The sequence below is a fragment of the Variovorax sp. 3319 genome (assembly GCF_031456585.1).
Taxonomy (GTDB): domain Bacteria; phylum Pseudomonadota; class Gammaproteobacteria; order Burkholderiales; family Burkholderiaceae_C; genus Variovorax; species Variovorax paradoxus_P.
Window position 1 is genome coordinate 88,515 of sequence record NZ_JAVDUZ010000011.1, and the last position, 18,565, is coordinate 107,079.

An 18,565-nucleotide genomic window follows, 5' to 3' on the forward strand; every position below is an offset into this window, starting at 1 on the left:
ACAACCCCTTCTTTTCGAGAGGCACTCCATGGGCAACATGAACGAAGCAATCCAGATCACCGACGCCAAGAAGCGCTATTCGGCCGGTGTGCTGAAGTACGCGCAAATGGGCTACTGGGACGGCGACTACGTGCCCAAGGACACCGACATCCTGGCGCTCTTTCGCATCACCCCGCAAGACGGCGTGGACGCGATCGAAGCCGCCGCAGCGGTGGCCGGCGAATCGTCCACCGCAACCTGGACGGTGGTGTGGACCGACCGGCTCACCGCCTGCGACATGTACCGTGCCAAGGCCTACAAGGTGGAGCCGGTGCCCAACAACCCGGGCCAGTATTTCTGCTACGTGGCCTACGACCTCTCGCTGTTCGAAGAGGGTTCCATCACCAACGTGACGGCTTCGATCATCGGCAACGTCTTCAGCTTCAAGCCGCTGAAGGCTGCGCGGCTGGAGGACATGAAGTTTCCGGTGGCCTACGTCAAGACCTTTGCCGGCCCGCCGACCGGCATCGTCGTGGAGCGCGAACGGCTCGACAAGTTCGGCCGGCCCCTGCTGGGAGCCACCACCAAGCCCAAGCTCGGGCTTTCGGGCCGCAACTACGGCCGCGTGGTGTATGAGGGCCTGCGGGGCGGGCTCGACTTCATGAAGGACGACGAGAACATCAACTCGCAGCCGTTCATGCATTGGCGCGACCGCTTTCTCTTCGTGATGGACGCGGTCAACAAGGCCAGCGCCGCCACCGGCGAGGTGAAGGGCAGCTACCTGAACGTCACCGCCGGCACCATGGAAGAGATGTACCGCCGCGCCCAGTTTGCCAAGGAACTCGGCTCGGTGATCGTGATGATCGACCTGGTGGTCGGCTACACGGCCATCCAGTCGATGAGCAACTGGTGCAGGCAGAACGACATGATCCTGCACCTGCACCGCGCGGGCCACGGCACCTACACGCGCCAGAAGAACCACGGCGTGAGCTTTCGCGTGATTGCCAAGTGGATGCGCCTTGCAGGCGTGGACCACATCCATGCGGGCACGGCAGTGGGCAAGCTCGAGGGCGACCCGATGACCGTGCAGGGCTACTACAACGTGTGCCGCGACACGCACACCAAGGTCGACCTGCCGCGCGGCATCTACTTCGACCAGGACTGGGGCGCACTGCGCAAGGTGATGCCGGTGGCTTCGGGCGGCATTCATGCGGGCCAGATGCACCAGCTGCTCGACCTGTTCGGCGACGACGTGGTGCTGCAGTTCGGCGGCGGAACCATCGGCCATCCGCAGGGCATCCAGGCCGGGGCCACGGCCAACCGGGTGGCGCTCGAAGCCATGGTGCTGGCCCGCAACGAAGGGCGCGACATTGCCAACGAAGGGCCGCAAATATTGCGCGATGCGGCCAAGTGGTGCACGCCGCTGGCGGCCGCGCTCGACACCTGGGGCGAGATCTCCTTCAACTACGCCTCCACCGACACGTCCGACTACGTGCCCACGCCGTCGATGGCCTGACCGGCCCGTTCACCTTTTTTCCTGGAGCAACCGACATGCGAATCACACAAGGCACTTTTTCCTTTTTGCCCGACCTGAGCAACGAGCAGATCAGCCGCCAGGTCGAGTATTGCCTGGACAAAGGCTGGGCCATCGGCCTCGAGTACACCGACGACCCGCACCCGCGCAACACCTTCTGGGAGATGTTCGGCAACCCGATGTTCGACATCAAGGATGCGGCCGGCGTCATGCTCGAGCTTGCATCCTGCCGCAAGACTTTTCCGCAGCAGTACATCCGCGTGACGGCGTTCGACTCGACGCACGGCACCGAGTCGGTCGTGATGTCGTTCATTGTCAACCGGCCTTCGAATGAACCGGGCTTTCGCCTCATTCGCACCGAAGAGCCGGGCCGCACCATCCGCTACAGCATGGAAAGCTACGCGGCGCAGGCGCGGCCCGAAGGCAGCCGGTACTGAGCGCAAGCCGCCGCACACGCACCGCCGGAGCCACGCATGGATGCCACCCAAACCCCGACAGCGCCGGCCGTTGCCACCGCGCCCAGGCAGCTCTTCGAGTCTTCGGGCGTGAAGGCGCTGCTCGACCAGCTCGATGCAGAGCTGATCGGCCTGGCGCCGGTAAAGGGCCGCATTCGCGACATTGCGGCGCTGCTGCTGATCGACAAGCTGCGCCAGGAGCAGGGGCTGCAGTCGCAGCCGCCTTCGCTGCACATGTCCTTTACCGGCAACCCGGGCACCGGCAAGACCACGGTGGCCATGCGCATGGCCGAGGTGCTCAAACAGCTGGGCTACGTGCGCAAGGGCCACCTGGTGGCGGTAACGCGCGACGACCTGGTGGGACAGTTCATTGGCCACACGGCGCCCAAGACAAAGGAAGTGATCAAGAAGGCGATGGGCGGCGTGCTGTTCATCGACGAGGCCTACTACCTGTACCGGCCCGAGAACGAGCGCGACTACGGGCAGGAGTCGATCGAGATATTGCTGCAGGTGATGGAGAACCAGCGCGACGACCTGGTGGTGATTCTTGCGGGCTACAAGGACCGCATGGAGACCTTCTTCAGCAGCAACCCGGGCATGGCTTCGCGCATTGCGCACCACATCGACTTTCCGGACTACAGCGAAGCCGAGCTGATGCAGATTGCGCAGCTCATGCTCGGGCGGCTGAACTACAGCTTCGACAGCGGCGCGGTGTCCACCTTCGGGCGGTATGTGAGCCTTCGGCGCAGCCAGCCGCATTTTGCCAATGCGCGGTCGATCCGCAATGCGCTCGACCGCATCCGGCTGCGCCACGCCACGCGCCTCTTCGGTAGCGAGAACGCCCTGACGCGCGAGCAGCTTTGCACGCTGGAGGCGCAAGACATCCTGGCCAGCCGCGTCTTCAACCCGCCGGCAGATTCGACGTCGGCAGAAGGAGCAAGCAAATGAGCATCGAAGCCCTTGTATTCGACGTGGACGGCACCCTGGCCGACACCGAGGAAGTGCATCGCATGGCCTTCAACCTCGCGTTCGACCAGCTGGGGCTTGGCTGGCACTGGGAGCAGGCCGAGTACCGCTCGCTGCTTGCGGTAACGGGCGGCAAGGAACGCATGAAGGCCTACATCGATTCGCTGCCCCTGGGTACGGCGGACAAGAAGCGCCTGCACGAGCGCGTGCCCGAGATCCATGCCGCCAAGACGCAGCACTACACCGACATTGCCCGGCGCGGAGGCATAGCGCTGCGCCCCGGGGTGCTGCGCTTTCTCGAAGAGGCGCAGAACGCCGGCTTGCGCCTGGCCATTGCCAGCACCACCACCGCCGTCAACATCGATGCGCTGCTGCAGGCCACGCTGGGGCCTCGCGGCCTCACGATGTTCGACGTGATTGCCTGCGGCGACCAGGTGCGCGCAAAGAAGCCGGCCTCCGACATCTACCTGCTGGCGCTCGAAACACTGGGCGTGCCGCCCGAGCGAGCCATTGCCATAGAAGACTCGCCCAACGGCCTTCGGTCCGCCCTGGGGGCCGGTCTTTGGACGCTGGTCACGCCCACCTTCTGGACCGAGGGCAGCGACTTTCGCGGTGCCGGGCTGGTGCTGTCCGGGCTGGGAGACACCACCGATCCGCTGCCCGGGGAACCCGGCGGCCGGCTCCAGCGCGCGCCGTGGCTGGGAATCGAGGAACTGTTGGCAATGAGTTGCACGGCGCCGCAGCTCAACGCCGTGCAGGCCCTTTACCGGGAGGGATGTTGATATGCAGAACCTGAAAACCGCCGCACCCCGGGCCGGCGAGGCCATGCGCATTGCGCCCAGCCTGCTGTCCGCCAACTTCGCGCGGCTCGGCGAAGAGGTATCGGCGGTGATCGAGGCCGGCGCCGACCTGATCCATTTCGACGTCATGGACAACCACTATGTACCGAATCTGACAATCGGCCCGCTGGTGTGCGAGGCCATCAAGCCCTACGCGACGGTGCCGATAGACGTGCACCTGATGGTCAAGCCGGTGGATGCGCTGATCCCCATGTTCGCGGAGGCGGGCGCCTCGATCATCTCTTTTCACCCCGAGGCCAGCGAGCACATCGACCGCACGATCCGGCTCATTACGGCCAGCGGATGCAAGGCGGGGTTGGTGCTCAACCCTGCGACGCCGCTCCAGGTGCTCGACCATGTGCTGGACCAACTCGACCTGGTGCTGCTGATGTCGGTCAACCCCGGCTTCGGCGGGCAGAGCTTCATCGAGAGCGTGCTGCCGAAGATCGAGGCCGTGCGCCGCCGCATCGATGCGACCGGGCGCGATATCTGGCTGGAGGTCGACGGCGGCGTGAAGCCGGGCAACGCGGCGCGCATTGGCGCGGCGGGTGCCGACACGCTGGTGGCGGGCTCGGCGGTTTTCAGCGGCGGCCGCTACCGCGAAGCCATCGACGCCATCCGCACCCGGGCGCTGCAGGGGCGGCATGCCGTGGAAGGGTGTCCCGCATGACGAAAGACCTGCGCGGCATCGATGCCATCGCCTTCGACCTGGACGGCACCCTGGTCGACAGTGCACCCGACATTCGCGAGGCGCTGAACGTCGCGCTCCAACAGGAAGGCCTGGCCCGCTTCGACCTCGACACCGTGCGCGCGTGGATCGGCGACGGACCCGATGCGCTCATCGTGCAGGCCTTGCGCCGGCAGGGCGTGCCGGGCGACGAGGCACTGCGCCTGCGGCTGCGCCGCGCGTTCGATGCCGTCACGCTGGCCGCGCCGCTGCAGTTCGGCGGCGTGTTCGAAGGCATCGCCGAGTTGGTCGACGGCCTGCGCCGCGCGCTGCCGATGGTGGCGGTAACCAACAAGCCGACGCCGCTGGCACGCGCCGTGCTGGATGCAGCGGGTCTGCTGCCGGCGATGGCGGGGGTTTATGGCGCCGACGCAGCGGCGCAGCGCAAGCCCGCGCCATTCCTGTTGCAGGCCGCGGCGCGGCAGCTGGGTGTGGAACCCGCGCGCCTGCTGATGGTGGGCGACGGACCGGCCGACCTGCTGGCCGCGCATGCGGCGGGTTGTCCGGCCGCGCTGGTGGCATGGGGCTATGGCGGCCATGCGGCCGCTGCCGGTGCGGCGCCAGCCTGGCGCGTGGCCACGCCGCAGCAGCTGCTGTTGACGGTGCGCGAGTCGCGCCCCGCGCGCCGCGATGCAGAAACGACGACGACCGCAACGACCAGAGTTTGAAAATCCAACAGGAGACGATCATGCCCATTGCAGGCAAGGCCACGCTGACCCAATACATCATCGAGGAGCGCCGCCGCCATCCCGGTGCCACCGGCGCGCTCAATGCGCTCATCACCGATGTCTCGTTGGCCTGCAAGGCAATCTCGCGCAAGGTGGCGCTCGGTGCGCTGGGCGACGTGCTGGGCAGCGCCCGCACGCAGAACGTGCAGGGTGAAGAACAGAAGACGCTCGACGTGCTGAGCAACGATATGTTCCTGCGCGCCAACGAGTGGGGCGGCCACGTGGCGGGCATGGTGTCGGAAGAGATGGAAGAGCCCTACCTGCCGCCGCAGCAGTATCCGCGCGGCAAGTACCTGCTGCTGTTCGATCCGCTCGATGGTTCGTCGAACATCGATGTGAACGTGGCCGTGGGCAGCATCTTCTCGATACTGCGTGCGCCAACGCTCGACGCCGATGCAAAGCCCGAAGACTTTCTGCAGCCGGGTACGGAACAAGTGGGCGCCGGCTATGCGATCTACGGGCCTTCGACCATGCTGGTGCTCACGCTGGGCAACGGCACGCATGCGTTCACGCTCGACCCGCAACTTGGCGAATGGGTGCTGAGCCACCCGAACCTGAGCATTCCGAGGCAGACCAGCGAGTTTGCAATCAATGCGTCGAACAGCCGCTTCTGGGAGCCGGCGGTAAAGCGCTATGTCGATGAGTGCCTGGCCGGCAAGGAGGGGCCGCGCGGCATCGACTTCAACATGCGGTGGATCGCCTCGCTGGTGGCCGAGACGCATCGCATCCTGATGCGCGGCGGCGTTTTCATGTACCCGCGCGACAGCAAGGAGTCTGGCCGCGACGGGCGGCTGAGGCTGCTGTACGAGGCCAACCCGATCTCGTTCCTGATCGAGCAGGCCGGCGGCATGGCCAGCACCGGACGGCGGCGGCTGATGGCGGTGGAGCCCGAGTCGATTCACCAGCGCATCGGCTTCGTCTTCGGCTCGTCCGAAGAGGTGGCGCGCGTGGAGGCCTACCACAGCGAAAACCCGCAGGACACCTACCAGGCGCCGCTCTTCGGCAAGCGCGGCCTCTTTGCAACCGCCGCCTGAGCGGTTGCCGGGCAGTTGCACTACAGATTTTTCATCTCTCCAAGGCCACCATGTCAGCCAAACATCCCATCGTTGCCATTACCGGATCGTCCGGTGCGGGCACCACGTCCGTTACGCGAACCTTCGAGAATATTTTCAGGCGCGAGAGCGTCAAGGCGGCCATTGTGGAAGGCGACAGCTTTCACCGCTACGACCGTAATTCGATGAAGCTGGCCATGTCCGAAGCCGAGGCCGCGGGCAACCGCAACTTCAGCCACTTTGGCGAAGATGCGAACCTGTTCGCCGAACTGGAAGCGCTGTTTCGCGACTACGGCGAATGCGGCGCCGGCCGCAGCCGCAAGTACCTGCACGACGCACAGGAGGCAGCGCCCTTCAAGCAGGAGCCCGGCACCTTTACCGAGTGGGAAACGCTGCCCGCCAGCGAGTTGCTGTTCTACGAAGGCCTGCACGGCGGCGTGACGACGGAGAAGGTCGACATTGCGCGCCATGTGGACCTGCTGATCGGTGTGGTGCCGGTGATCAACCTGGAGTGGATCCAGAAGCTGCACCGCGACAAGAACACGCGCGGCTATTCGACCGAGGCGGTGACCGACGTGATTCTTCGGCGCATGAACGAATACGTGCACTACATCTGCCCGCAGTTCACGCGCACGCACATCAACTTTCAGCGCGTGCCGGTGGTCGACACCTCCGACCCGTTCATTGCGCGAACCATTCCAAGCCCGGACGAAAGCCTGGTGGTGATCCGCTTCGCCAACCCTGCCGGCTTCGACTTTCCGTACCTGCTGAGCATGCTGCACGACTCGTTCATGTCGCGCGCCAACACGCTGGTGGTGCCGGGCGGCAAGATGGAACTGGCCATGCAGCTGATCTTCACGCCGATGATCCTGCGCCTGATGGAGCGCCGCAAGAAGGCCTATGCGATCTGACACGCCGCACATTCCCTGCACACCGCACAAAACTCTCACCAGGATTTTCGGCATGACGATTGAAGACCTTGCCTTGCGCACGCAATGCGCCAACGCCATTCGCGCGCTGGCCATGGACGCCGTGCAAGCTGCCAACTCCGGCCACCCCGGCATGCCGATGGGCATGGCCGACATCGCAGAGGCGCTGTGGCGTCACCGGCTGCGGCACGACCCGGCCGATCCGCGCTGGATGAACCGCGACCGCTTCGTCGTTTCCAACGGCCACGGCTCGATGCTGCTCTATGCGCTGCTGCACCTGAGCGGCTATGCGCTGCCGATGGATGAGCTCCGGCGCTTTCGGCAGTTGCATTCGCGCACGCCGGGACATCCGGAGTTTGGCCTGACGCCCGGCGTGGAAACCACGACGGGGCCGTTGGGGCAGGGCATCAGCAACGCAGTGGGCATGGCGCTGGCCGAGAAGCTGCTGGCTGAAGAATTCAACCGGCCCGGGCACGAGGTGATCGACCACCGCACCTATGTGTTCCTGGGCGACGGCTGCCTGATGGAAGGCATCAGCCACGAGGCATGCTCGCTTGCGGGCACATGGCGGCTCAGCAAGCTGGTGGCCTTCTATGACGACAACGGCATCTCGATCGATGGCGAAGTCGGCGGCTGGTTCAGCGACGACACCCCGGGCCGCTTCGAAGCCTACGGCTGGACGGTGTTGCGCAACGTCGACGGCCATGACGCCGAGGCACTCGATGCTGCCATTGCAAAGGCGCTCGAAGCGGACCGGCCCGTGCTGGTGTGCTGCAAGACGCGCATCGGGCAGGGGTCGCCGAACCGCGCGGGCACGGCCAAGGCGCATGGCGAGGCGTTGGGCGATGCAGAAATAGCGCTGACGCGGGAAGCACTCGGCTGGAGCGCTGCGCCCTTCGAAGTACCGCTGACCATCGCCCAGGCCTGGTCAGCGCGCGAAAAGGGCGCGGCACTGCACCAGGCGTGGCAAGAGCGCTTTGCGGCCTACGCGCACGAGCACCCGGTGCTGGCGCGTGAGCTGCTACGGCGCCACCGCACCGATGCGCCGCTCACCGCTCAGGTTGAAGATGCATTGGCTTCGGCCGCTGCCGGGGCGGAGCAGCGCAAGGCATCGGTCGCCACGCGCAAGGCCTCGCAGCAGGTGCTCGACGAGGTCGGCCCCGCCATGCCGGAGCTCATCGGTGGTTCGGCCGACTTGACCGGATCGAACCTCACGGACTGGAAGGGTCATCGCGCGCTCAAGGGCACAGGCACAGGCAACCACGTGCACTACGGCGTGCGCGAGTTCGGCATGGCGGCCATCATGAACGGGCTTGCGCTGCATGGCGGCTTTCGTCCGTTCGGCGGCACCTTCTTGACCTTTTCCGACTACGCGCGCAACGGCGTGCGAATGTCGGCGCTGATGAAGCTGCCGGTCATCTACGTCTTCACGCACGACTCCATCGGTCTCGGCGAAGACGGGCCGACGCACCAGCCGGTGGAACATGCATCCAGCCTGCGGCTGATTCCCGATGTGGATGTCTGGCGGCCTGCGGATGCCACCGAAACCGCGGTGGCCTGGCGGGAGTCGCTGCGCCGCATGGACGGGCCGAGCTGCCTGCTGCTCACGCGCCAGGCGTTGCCGCATGCGGGTGAAGAGGGCGCCCGCATCGAATCGATTGCGCGCGGCGCCTATGTGCTGCGGCGCCCGGAGGCCGAAAGCGTGGCGCTGCTGGCAAGCGGCTCCGAAGTCGGCGTTGCACTGGCGGCCGCGGCACTGCTGGCGAAGGAGGGCATCGAAGCCCGCGTGGTCTCCGTGCCGTGCATGGACGTGTTCGAGCGCCAGGACGCGGCGTGGCGCCACGCCGTCATTCCGCGCCACCTGCCGCGCCTGGCGGTGGAGGCGGGCAGCACCGGCCTTTGGTGGAAGTTCGTCGGCGAATACGGCGACGTGGTCGGGCTCGACCGCTTCGGCGAATCGGCGCCCGCCGGTGAACTGTTCAAGCTGTTCGGCCTGACCGCGGAAGTGGTTGCCGAGCGCGCGCGCCGCCTGCTGGGCGCCGAGGCGCTGCAGGACGGCCGCCGCTGACTTCATCCATTTGCATTCAATACATCCACAGGAGCTTTCCATGGCCATGATTTCGCTGCGTCAGTTGCTCGACCACGCGGCCGAGCACCAGTACGGCGTGCCGGCGTTCAACGTCAACAACCTGGAGCAGATCCAGGCCATCATGCAGGCCGCACAGAAGACCGACAGCCCGGTCATCCTGCAGGCCTCGGCGGGTGCGCGCAAATATGCCGGCGAGCCCTTCCTGCGCAAGATGGTCGAGGCGGCGGTAGAGATGTACCCCGGTATCCCCGTGGTGATGCACCAGGACCACGGCGCCAGCCCTTCGATGTGCATGCAGGCCATTCGCTCGGGCTTTACCAGCGTGATGATGGACGGCTCGCTGATGGAAGACGCCAAGACCCCCGCAAGCTACGACTACAACGTGGGCGTGACCCGCCGGGTCGTCGAAATGGCGCATGCGGTCGGCGTCTCGGTAGAGGGCGAGCTGGGCTGCCTCGGTTCGCTGGAGTCGGGCATGGCGGGCGAGGAAGACGGCAGCGGCGCCGAAGGCGTGCTCTCGCACGACCAGCTGCTGACCGATCCGCAGCAGGCGGCCGACTTCGTCTCGCGCACCGGCGTGGATGCACTGGCCATTGCCATCGGCACCTCGCACGGCGCCTACAAGTTCAGCCGCAAGCCGACCGGCGACATTCTTGCCATCGACCGCATCAAGGACATTCACGCACGCATTCCGAAGACGCACCTCGTGATGCACGGCTCTTCTTCCGTGCCGCAGGAATGGCTGGCCGTGATCCGCGAATACGGCGGCGAGATCAAGGAAACCTATGGCGTGCCGGTGGAAGAAATACAGGAAGGCATTCGGCATGGCGTGCGCAAGGTGAACATCGACACCGACATACGGCTGGCCATGACGGGCGCCATGCGCCGGGCCATGGGCAGCGACCGCAGCGAGTTCGATCCGCGCAAGTTCCTGAAGGAGGCGACCGCGGCGGCGCGCGACCTGTGCATCGACCGGTTCCAGGCTTTCGGTACCGCCGGCATGGCGGGCAGGATCAAGCCGGCGGCGCTGTAGCGTTGCCTGCTACCGGCAGACGAAGCTCGAAGCCGACTCGAGGCTGCCGCCCATGTAGGCCGCAACCTTGGGGTAGGGGCACAGCGGCCGGGTGCGCGTGGGCGACCAGTTGGCGGGCAGTTCGGCATTGACCACGTTGGCGCCCGCGCCGCGCGCATTGGCGACAACGGCGGCCGGAGCCCTGCCGTGTTCGACCCATGCCACCAGGGGCGTGAGCATGTCGAACTGGTCGGTGGACGGGCCGCCGCCGCAATGGTTCATGCCGGGAACCGGGAAGAAGCGCGCAAAGCCCGACGCATCGCCTCCGTTGGCCGCACGCAGCTGCTCGTACCAGCGCGTGGTGTCGTCCGACGAGAACACCGCATCGCTGGTGCCGTGGTAGACCATGAGCTTGCTGCCGCGGTCACGAAGCACCGACAGGTTGGTGGGGTTGGGCGGCGTCATGAAGGAGATCGACGATTCGGTATAGAGCGCGGTGGTAGCGAAGATGCTCGGCGCATCGGTGTCCATGCTGAACCCGAGCGCGAAATCGATGCCGGGTGGGCGGCTCGGCCCGAGCGGCGGGCTGCTGAAGACGAAGCCCACCGCGGCCGTATCGAGGTTCTGCGAATTGGAGAATTTCCATTGCCGCCAGTCGGCACCCTTGATGCCTGCATCGAACGGAAAGCCGCTGTAGAGTGCGGCGCCGGCGGCGTTGCGTGCGCCGGCAAAGATGTTGCCGAGCACGTCTTTCTGCGTCGCCGTGAGGCAACTGCCATTGCGCGTTGCTGCGCATGTGGGCACGTCGGCAGCAAGATCGAAGGCCTGCTTGCACATCTGCACGTCCGTGACGATTCCGTCCGTTGCGCCGTCGAGGGCATCGCACCGTGCAAGCACCGCGTTGGCCACGGTGCTCATCTCTGCCGGGGTAAAGGCGGTCTGCAGGTCCGGCTTGCCGGCCGGCGTGTTGGCGGTGGTAACCCGGGCGTATTGCTGCACGCCGTACAGCTGGGCCACCGCGGCCTTCGGCAGGTTGAAGCCGGGGTTGCCCGCAAGGATGCCGTCGTACTGGCTGGCAAACCGCGCGGCGGCCACCATGGCGTGGCGCCCGCCGTTGGAGCAGCCTCCGAAATACGAGCGATCGGGTGCGCGGCCGTAGGCCTTCGCAATCAGGTTCTTGGCCATGGGCGTGAGCTGGGCGACCGCGTTGTAGCCATAGTCGAGCCGCGCCTGCGGATCGATGCCGAAGGTTGGGATCTGCGCGCCCGAATGGCCCGCGTCCGAACTGATGACTGCAAAGCCCATGTGCAGTGCGGTGGTGGTGGGTGCGCCGCCGCCGACACCTCCCGTCGCCCGCACCACATTGCCGTCGAGCCCGCCGTTGGCCTGGTAGAAGAACCGGCCGTTCCAGTTGACCGGCAGCCGCATCTCGAAGCCGATGGCGTAGGCCTTGCCGTCGACGCTGCTGGTGCGCTGGTTCATCTGGCCCTGCACAAGGCAGTGCTCCGGCGTGGGCGTGGCCACGCCGGCCACGGTGAGCGTGCCTGCGGGCACGGAAGTCACGCTGGTGTACACGGTGCTGCCGAATGCCGCCTTGCTTGCAAGATCGGTGCACGACTGCAGCGTGCCTGGGCGTGCTTCGGACAGTGCGGAGCCGCCGGTGGAGGGCGTTGAAGGAACGAACGGGAAGGCACCTGCGCCGCCCCCACCACCACCCCCGCCGCAAGCCGCCAGCAAAGATGCCGCGGCAAGAGCCGCCCATGAAAGGCGGAACGAAGAGAACACGGTTTCAACCATGGCTGTCTCCTTCAGCCGGGGCGGCCCGGCGCGTTGATAAGGTTATTTCAAGTAATCAATATAGTTTTGTTTGATAACTAAAAAATAGGGCAAACCCTTGCGGCTTGCGGCATGGCAGACTTCCAGCACATCCCAAACCTTCATGGCGGCACTGCCGCAGCGAAAGAACCCGATGCTTGAACTCCTGACGGATCCCCAGGTCTGGATTGCCTTTGCCACCCTGACTGCGCTCGAGTTGGTGCTGGGCATCGACAACATCATCTTCATCTCGATATTGGTCGACAAGCTGCCGCCCGAAAAGCGCGAGTTCGCACGGCGGGTGGGGCTGTTCATGGCCATGTTCATGCGCATCGGGCTGCTGCTGGTGCTGGCATGGATCGTGGGGCTGGTGAACCCGATCTTCACGGTGCTCGACAAGGGCATTTCGGGCCGCGACCTGATCCTGATCCTGGGCGGCCTGTTCCTGATATGGAAGAGCACGAGCGAGGTTCACCAGTCGCTGGAGGGCGGGCACGAGCAGAAGTCGAGCGCGGTCAAGGCCACCTTTGCGGCGGTCATCCTGCAGATCATGATCATCGACCTGGTGTTCTCGCTCGACTCGATCATTACCGCCGTGGGCATGGTGGACGACGTGCGGGTAATGATTGCCGCCGTGATCGTGTCCGTGTTCCTGATGATGCTGTTCGCAGGCCCTATCGGGCGCTTCGTGTCGAACCATCCCACCATCAAGATGCTGGCGCTGGCCTTCCTGGTGGTGGTGGGCGTGGTGCTTGTTGCCGAGGGCTTCGGCCACCATGTGCCCAAGGGCTACGTGTACTTTGCAATGGCCTTCTCGCTGGCCGTGGAAATGCTCAACATCAGGCTGCGCAAGAAGGCGGCCAAGGCGGTGGAGCTGCGTCCGCCGCACATTCCGGGCGACTGACTACTCCAGCGTGAAGCCGATCTTCACCGTGACCTGCCAGTGCGCGATCTTGCCGTCCACCACGTGGCCGCGCGTTTCGGTCACGGTGAACCACTGGATGTTGCGCACCGTCTCGTGTGCCTTGGCAATGGCGGTTTGCACCGCTTCTTCGATGCTGACGGGCGACGAGCCAGTGAGCTCCAGCGACTTGTAAACGTGATTCGACATGTCTGTGCTCCTTGTGAGTGGTGGGCACATCGTAGTCAGTTGAGCCGCTGTCCGCCCGCCGCATCGAAAAGATGCGCCTTTGCCGCCACGGGCCACAGCGGCAGGCGTTCGCCGGGGCGCGCATCGATGCGGTCCCTGAATGCGGCCATTACGGGGTGGCCGCCCAGGCGCAATGCAACCTGTGTTTCGGAGCCCGTCGGCTCCACCACAACCACGTCGGCCGGCAGGCCCTGGCCCGCGTCGATGGTGAAGTTTTCGGGCCGCGTGCCGTAGAGCACGCGGTCGCCGTGCGTGCCGCCCGATGCGCTGGCCAGCGGCAGGCGCAGGCCGTCGTCCGTAAGCACGTGCGGTGCGCCCTCCAGTTGCAGCCGGCCCGGAATGAAGTTCATTGCGGGCGAGCCGATAAAGCCGGCCACGAATGCATTGCGCGGCCGGTCGTACAGCGCCAGCGGCTCGCCGACTTGTTCGACCCGTCCTTCCTTCAGCACCACGATGCGGTCCGCCATGGTCATCGCCTCGACCTGGTCGTGCGTGACGTACACCGTGGTGGTGCCCAGCCGCTGGTGCAGCGCCTTGATCTCGGTGCGCATCTGCACGCGCAGCTTGGCGTCGAGGTTCGACAGCGGCTCGTCGAACAGGAAGGCCTGCGGCTGCCGCACGATGGCCCGGCCCATGGCCACGCGCTGCCGCTGGCCGCCCGAGAGCTGGCGCGGGTGCCGCTGCAGCAACTCGCCCAGGCCCAGAGTGTCGGCCGCCTGCTGCACGCGCCGCGCGATCTGGTCCTTGGCAACACCCTTGATCTGCAGGCCGAAGCCCAGGTTCTGTGCCACCGTCATGTGCGGGTAGAGGGCATAGTTCTGGAACACCATCGCCACGTCGCGGTCGCGCGGTGCGGTGTCGTTGATGCGCCGGTCGCCCAGAAGAATGTCGCCGCCATCGGCCGCTTCCAGCCCGGCAATCACGCGCAGCAGCGTCGACTTGCCGCAGCCTGAAGGCCCCACCAGCGCCACGAATTCGCCGTCGCGAATATCGATGTCGATGCCGCGGATCACCTGCGTGGCGCCGAACTGCTTGAAGAGCTTGCGAATGGTGATGGAGGCCATGGGTGTTGTATGTGTCTTGTTGTTCGCAAATGCGCGCGTCAGTCCTTGACGCCGCCGGCGGTGAGGCCGCGCACCAGGTACCTGCGCACCAGCACCGTGAAGACGATCACCGGGAACATCACCAGCGTGCCGCTCGCGGCGATCTTGGTCCACTCCCAGCCTTCGTACTGCAAGAAGTTGACGATGGCGACGGGCGCCGTGATGGCGTTGGTGCGCGTGAGAATCAGCGCGTAGAAAAAGTCGTTCCACGAGAAGATGAAGCACATCACCGCGGTGGCTGCAAGGCCCGGTGCAGTGAGCGGCAGCGCCACCCGCCAGAACGCCTGCCACACGCCGCAGCCGTCTATCCATGCGGCTTCTTCGAGCGATGCGGGCACCGCCTCGAAGAAGGTCTGCATGAGCCAGATCACGATGGCAAGGTTGAAGGTGAGGTACACGATGGCAAGGCCGATCACCGTGTCCTGCAGGCCGAGATACTGGTAGGCCAGGAAGAACGGAATGGTGAAGGCAATCGGCGGCGCCATGCGCGTGACGAGAATCCACAGCGCGATGCGGTCGCGGCCCCTGAACTTCCAGCGCGTAAGCGCATACGCCGCGGGCACGCCTATCAGCAGCGAGAAGCCGGTAGAGAGCGTGCTCACCAGCAGGCTGTTGCCGAACGACTTGAGGAAGTTGCCCTGCAGAAGGCTTGCAAAGCCCTCCAGCGTGGGCACGAAGAGCAGGCTGTCGTCGAAGATATCCGCCGACGGCTTGAAAGCGAGCTGCACCAGCCAGAGAAACGGCGACAGCACGAGCAGCACCAGCACGGCAACGGTGAGCGAGCGGCCGTGCGCCCGCCACCATGGCAGGCCCTGGCGCGGGGCGGCGCCGAGGCCTCCGAGTCCGGCGCCTTCTTCATGCGCGCCGGCCAGGTTGGCGGCGTCGAGCGCGCGGCTAACGCTGTTCATGGTCGCTCCACCCCAGTTTGCCCACCAGCCAACTCAGCACGAACACACCCACCAGCATGACGGTGGCAATGGCGCTGGCGTAGCCCCAGTACGAAAAGTTGAAAGCCTGGATGAACCCGTAGTAGTTGGTGACCTCGGTCACGTTGCCCGGCCCTCCGTTGGTCAGCACGTAGATGAGTGGAAAAGCCTTGAAGCTGTCGATGAGCCTGAAGAGGCCGCAGACCACCAGCACAGGCCGGATGTAGGGAAACACGATGTAGAGGAGCAACTGCCAGCGGTTGGCGCCCTCGAGCCGCGCGGCCTCCAGCGGCTCGTCGGGAATCATCTGCAACGAGGCGAGCACCATCAGCATGGTGAAAGGAAACCACTGCCAGGTATCGGCCAGCGAGATCGCCCACAGCGCTGTCTCCGGATTGGCAATGAGCGAGCGCACCGGCCACCCAAGGTGCTCCAGCACGCGGTGAACCGGGCTCACGTCGGGCGTGTACATGATCTTCCAGATCAGCGCCACAACGATTGGCGGCAGCACCATCGGAACGAGAAAGAGCGTGCGCGCGCCCTCCAGCACGCGCGACTTTCCGTTCAGGAGCAGCGCAAGCCCAAGGCCTGCCAGCAGCTGCAGCGCCACGCTCGAGGCCGAGAGCTTGAACTGCACCGCCATGGAGCCGAGAAAGCGGGTGTCATGCAGCAGCTGCCGGTAGTTGGCCAGCGGGTCGTCGAAGCGGAAGGTTGCTGCGGGATCGGTAAGGCTGAGCGGCGTAAAGCTTGCCACCAGCAGCGCCGCGGCCGGTACCAGCGTAATGACCAGCAGCACCGCCAGCGACGGAGATAACCCCAGCAGGAAGGCGCGCCGCTGTTCGGCCTGCCAGCCCGGCGCGAAGAGCACGGAGGCCATGGTTCAGCGCCTCACAGCTTCTGGCCGGCGCGTTTGAGTTCGGCGATGGAGTTGGCCTGCGCCTGCTGGAACGCCTGCTTTGCCGAGAGCTGCCCACTCGCGATGAGCTCGATCGCCTTGTTGAGCTGCTGGTCGATCTGCGGATACACCGACACCGTGCGGTACTTCATGTGGCCGGTCTTCGATGCCAGCTCGATGGCGTCGAGCGAGAGCTTGGCCAGGTCGCTTCCGTTGATGACCTGCTTCTGGCGGAACTCGGCAGAGTCTATGTCCGAGCGGCGCGCGGGCGAACCATAGCCCGCGGCCACAGCCTTGCGTGTGGTCTGCTTGCTGAGCGCCCACTGGATGAACGCCCAGGCGGCCTCCTTGTTCTTCGAGCCCGCCGGAATGCCGAGCCCGTGCACGGCGGTGCCCGGAAAGCGGCCGGCAGGCCCCTTCGGAACCTGGCCGAACCTGACGGTCTTCAATGTCTTGCTGGTGGCCGGGTCGCCCAGTTGCGCCAGGTGCAGCTGCCCGGCGTCTGTAAAGTTGACCCGGCCCAGCTTCAGCGCCTGCGTGACCTGGTCGGGCTGGTAGGTAATGGCGCCATCGGGCCCGAACTCGCGCAGCAGGTTGGCGTAGTACTCGCCGGCGGCGATGGCCTCGGGCGTGTCGAGCGTTGGAAACAGGTCGTCGGGGGCCTTGCGGAACACGTCGCCGCCGAACGCGTGCAGGTAGGGAACAAAGGTCCAGCCGTAGTGGTTGTCAGCCACGAAGCCGGCGACGCGCTCTTTCTTGTGGACGGCGCGCAGCACCTTCACCAGATCGTCGGTGGTGTCGGGAAAGGCCAGGCCGGCTTTCTCCAGCAGGTCGAAGCGCGACGATGCGGTGAGCAGTGCCTCGGCAGTCCAGGGAATGCCGTAGAGCTTGCCGTCCTTGCCCGTTTCGGGCGCACGCGCGCCGGGCAGGAAGTCGTTCAGGTCCCAATCGGCGCTGGTGAGGTTGGGATTGCGGATGTAGTCGTCCAGCGGCGTAAGCCAGCCGGAGTTGATCCAGCGGCTCGAATAGATGAAGGTGACGTTGACCACGTCGTAGGCCGAACCGCGCGTGGAAAGCTCGAGGTCGACACGCTGGTTGTAGACCGGGAAAGAGGGCGCGTCGAAGTTCACCTTGGCGCCCGTGAGCGCCTCGAACTCGGGCAGCCACTGCTGCAGCAGCTTGGGGTAGGTTGCGCTGAAGGTCGATACGTTCAGGGTGACGCCGGCAAACTTTTTAGCGCCGCCCTGCGCGGCGGCGAGGCCCGGGAGGCCGGGAAGAAGCGATGCGGCGCCGAGCGCGGCCGAGGTCTTGAGCAGGCTGCGCCGGTGCAGGCCGAAGGGGGTGGGGTGCGTCATGGTCGGTGCGGGCTGCGGTATCAGGCGGAGGCGGAAATGACTTCGTCGATGCGCGCATCGTTCGTGGCCTCGGGCCGGCTGCGCGTGCGGCTGCGCTGGCCGTCGATGGCCACCGCGGATTCGCCGTGCACCGTGACGCGCCGCACCAGGCGCGGCTGGTTGCCGTAGTCGTTGATTGCAAAGTGCTGCGTGGCGCGGTTGTCCCAGATCGCCACGTCGTTTTGCCGCCAGCTCCAGCGCACTGTGTTCTCCAGGCGGATCACGCGGTTTTGCAGCAGCTCGAAGATGCGCGCCGATTCGGTGCTCGAAAGGCCCACCAGTTTTTTCACGAAGTGCCCGAGCAGCAGCGCTCGCTCGCCCGACACCGGGTGCACGTGCACCACCGGGTGCTCGGCCTCGTACACCGCAGAGACAAACACGTTGCGGTGGTGGCGCAGGCGCTCTTCTTCTACCTGCACGCGGTCGGCGCCATAGTCGTAGTCGTTGCTGTGCACGGCCCAGAGCTGGTCGGCCAGCTGCTTGAGGTGGGCAGGGAGGCGCTCGTAGGCCACGGCGGTGTTGGCCCACACGGTGTCGCCGCCGTAGGCGGGGATCTTTACGCCCCGCAAGATGGAAATCTTGGGAAAGGCATCGACGAAGGTCACGTCGGTGTGCCAAGAATCGGCACGTCCGCCGCCCTTGGACGCGTCGAGCTCGAACAGCTTGGTGCCCGTGGGCGAGGGCACCGTGGGGTGCGCCACGGTGCGGCCGAAGCGCGCGCCGAAGGCCTGGTGCTCAGCGTCGTCCAGGTGGTCTTGCCCGCGGAAGAACAGCACCTTGTGCTTCACGAGCGCGGCATTGACCTGCTCGATTTCTTCCTGGGACAGGCCGGCCGAAAGCTTCAGGTTCTGCACCTCGCCCCCGATGTGGCCAGCTACGCGCCGAATTCGAAGATCGCCAAAGCTGGTGTCGATGGAAGAAGGGGGCGCGCTGTCGCTCATCGGAGACTCCTGTTCGTTCGTGACGTGGCCC

General features: G+C 65.7%; 18 protein-coding genes. 11 read left to right on the forward strand and 7 right to left on the reverse strand.

The genetic code is table 11. The annotated features are described in order from the left end of the window. The first annotated feature begins 37 nt into the window (after nucleotides 1-37). From J2X67_RS21480 to fba, 10 genes are read left to right on the forward strand one after another with little or no spacing between them, the layout of a single operon-like run. A complete protein-coding gene (locus tag J2X67_RS21480) occupies nucleotides 38-1,495 on the forward strand; it encodes a form I ribulose bisphosphate carboxylase large subunit (protein ID WP_309956605.1) in 1,458 nt (485 codons plus the stop codon). A 35-nt stretch (nucleotides 1,496-1,530) separates the two neighbouring features. Then, on the forward strand, nucleotides 1,531-1,950 hold the full coding sequence (locus tag J2X67_RS21485) for a ribulose bisphosphate carboxylase small subunit (RefSeq protein ID WP_281150456.1): 420 nt from the start codon (nucleotides 1,531-1,533) through the stop codon (nucleotides 1,948-1,950). Between the two features lie 36 nt (nucleotides 1,951-1,986). Beyond that, the gene (gene cbbX, locus J2X67_RS21490) at nucleotides 1,987-2,916 is read left to right on the forward strand and encodes a CbbX protein (protein WP_309956296.1); all 930 of its coding nucleotides are present in this window, start codon (nucleotides 1,987-1,989) and stop codon (nucleotides 2,914-2,916) included. After that, on the forward strand, nucleotides 2,913-3,716 hold the full coding sequence (locus J2X67_RS21495; protein WP_309956298.1) for an HAD-IA family hydrolase: 804 nt from the start codon (nucleotides 2,913-2,915) through the stop codon (nucleotides 3,714-3,716). The genes cbbX and J2X67_RS21495 overlap by 4 nt, the downstream gene beginning before the upstream one ends. 1 nt (nucleotide 3,717) lies before the next feature. After that, nucleotides 3,718-4,443 carry a ribulose-phosphate 3-epimerase gene (gene rpe / locus J2X67_RS21500; RefSeq protein WP_309956300.1) on the forward strand — a complete coding sequence of 242 codons (726 nt, stop codon included), beginning with the start codon at nucleotides 3,718-3,720 and terminating at the stop codon, nucleotides 4,441-4,443. After that, nucleotides 4,440-5,168, forward strand: coding sequence for an HAD-IA family hydrolase (locus J2X67_RS21505; protein ID WP_309956302.1), 729 nt, complete (start codon nucleotides 4,440-4,442; stop codon nucleotides 5,166-5,168). Before rpe ends, J2X67_RS21505 begins: the two co-directional genes overlap by 4 nt. Before the next feature lie 20 nt (nucleotides 5,169-5,188). Further along, nucleotides 5,189-6,262, forward strand: coding sequence for a class 1 fructose-bisphosphatase (locus tag J2X67_RS21510; protein WP_309956304.1), 1,074 nt, complete (start codon nucleotides 5,189-5,191; stop codon nucleotides 6,260-6,262). A gap of 50 nt (nucleotides 6,263-6,312) precedes the next feature. Further along, nucleotides 6,313-7,191, forward strand: coding sequence for a phosphoribulokinase (locus tag J2X67_RS21515; protein WP_309956305.1), 879 nt, complete (start codon nucleotides 6,313-6,315; stop codon nucleotides 7,189-7,191). 52 nt (nucleotides 7,192-7,243) lie between these two features. Beyond that, nucleotides 7,244-9,277, forward strand: a complete 2,034-nt coding sequence (tkt, locus tag J2X67_RS21520) for a transketolase (RefSeq protein ID WP_309956307.1) — start codon at nucleotides 7,244-7,246, stop codon at nucleotides 9,275-9,277. A 40-nt stretch (nucleotides 9,278-9,317) separates the two neighbouring features. Next, nucleotides 9,318-10,331, forward strand: a complete 1,014-nt coding sequence (gene fba, locus J2X67_RS21525; protein WP_309956309.1) for a class II fructose-bisphosphate aldolase — start codon at nucleotides 9,318-9,320, stop codon at nucleotides 10,329-10,331. Nucleotides 10,332-10,340: 9 nt separating this feature from the next. Here fba and J2X67_RS21530 read toward each other — a convergent pair whose 3' ends face one another. Continuing rightward, nucleotides 10,341-12,107: a tannase/feruloyl esterase family alpha/beta hydrolase gene (locus tag J2X67_RS21530; protein ID WP_309956311.1), complete on the reverse strand. Its 1,767-nt coding sequence runs from the start codon at nucleotides 12,105-12,107 to the stop codon at nucleotides 10,341-10,343. Between the two features lie 172 nt (nucleotides 12,108-12,279). Here J2X67_RS21530 and J2X67_RS21535 point away from each other — a divergent pair, with 172 nt between their 5' ends. Continuing rightward, nucleotides 12,280-13,029 (forward strand): TerC family protein, encoded by a 750-nt coding sequence (locus J2X67_RS21535; protein ID WP_309956313.1) that lies wholly within the window; start codon nucleotides 12,280-12,282, stop codon nucleotides 13,027-13,029. Here J2X67_RS21535 and J2X67_RS21540 read toward each other — a convergent pair whose 3' ends face one another. Genes J2X67_RS21540 through J2X67_RS21565 form a run of 6 tightly spaced genes read right to left on the reverse strand, consistent with a single transcriptional unit; the run spans nucleotide 13,030 to nucleotide 18,534 of the window. After that, the gene (locus J2X67_RS21540; RefSeq protein ID WP_157613471.1) at nucleotides 13,030-13,236 is read right to left on the reverse strand and encodes a dodecin; all 207 of its coding nucleotides are present in this window, start codon (nucleotides 13,234-13,236) and stop codon (nucleotides 13,030-13,032) included. It lies immediately after the preceding gene. 35 nt (nucleotides 13,237-13,271) lie between these two features. Continuing rightward, nucleotides 13,272-14,339 carry a sn-glycerol-3-phosphate ABC transporter ATP-binding protein UgpC gene (locus tag J2X67_RS21545; RefSeq protein WP_309956317.1) on the reverse strand — a complete coding sequence of 356 codons (1,068 nt, stop codon included), beginning with the start codon at nucleotides 14,337-14,339 and terminating at the stop codon, nucleotides 13,272-13,274. Nucleotides 14,340-14,377: 38 nt separating this feature from the next. Continuing rightward, nucleotides 14,378-15,286: a carbohydrate ABC transporter permease gene (locus J2X67_RS21550; RefSeq protein WP_309956319.1), complete on the reverse strand. Its 909-nt coding sequence runs from the start codon at nucleotides 15,284-15,286 to the stop codon at nucleotides 14,378-14,380. After that, on the reverse strand, nucleotides 15,273-16,181 hold the full coding sequence (locus J2X67_RS21555; protein ID WP_309956321.1) for a sugar ABC transporter permease: 909 nt from the start codon (nucleotides 16,179-16,181) through the stop codon (nucleotides 15,273-15,275). The genes J2X67_RS21550 and J2X67_RS21555 overlap by 14 nt, the downstream gene beginning before the upstream one ends. A gap of 11 nt (nucleotides 16,182-16,192) precedes the next feature. Next, nucleotides 16,193-17,554: an ABC transporter substrate-binding protein gene (locus J2X67_RS21560; protein WP_281150471.1), complete on the reverse strand. Its 1,362-nt coding sequence runs from the start codon at nucleotides 17,552-17,554 to the stop codon at nucleotides 16,193-16,195. A 20-nt stretch (nucleotides 17,555-17,574) separates the two neighbouring features. After that, nucleotides 17,575-18,534 (reverse strand): TauD/TfdA family dioxygenase, encoded by a 960-nt coding sequence (locus tag J2X67_RS21565; protein ID WP_309956323.1) that lies wholly within the window; start codon nucleotides 18,532-18,534, stop codon nucleotides 17,575-17,577. Between the last annotated feature and the right edge of the window lie 31 nt (nucleotides 18,535-18,565).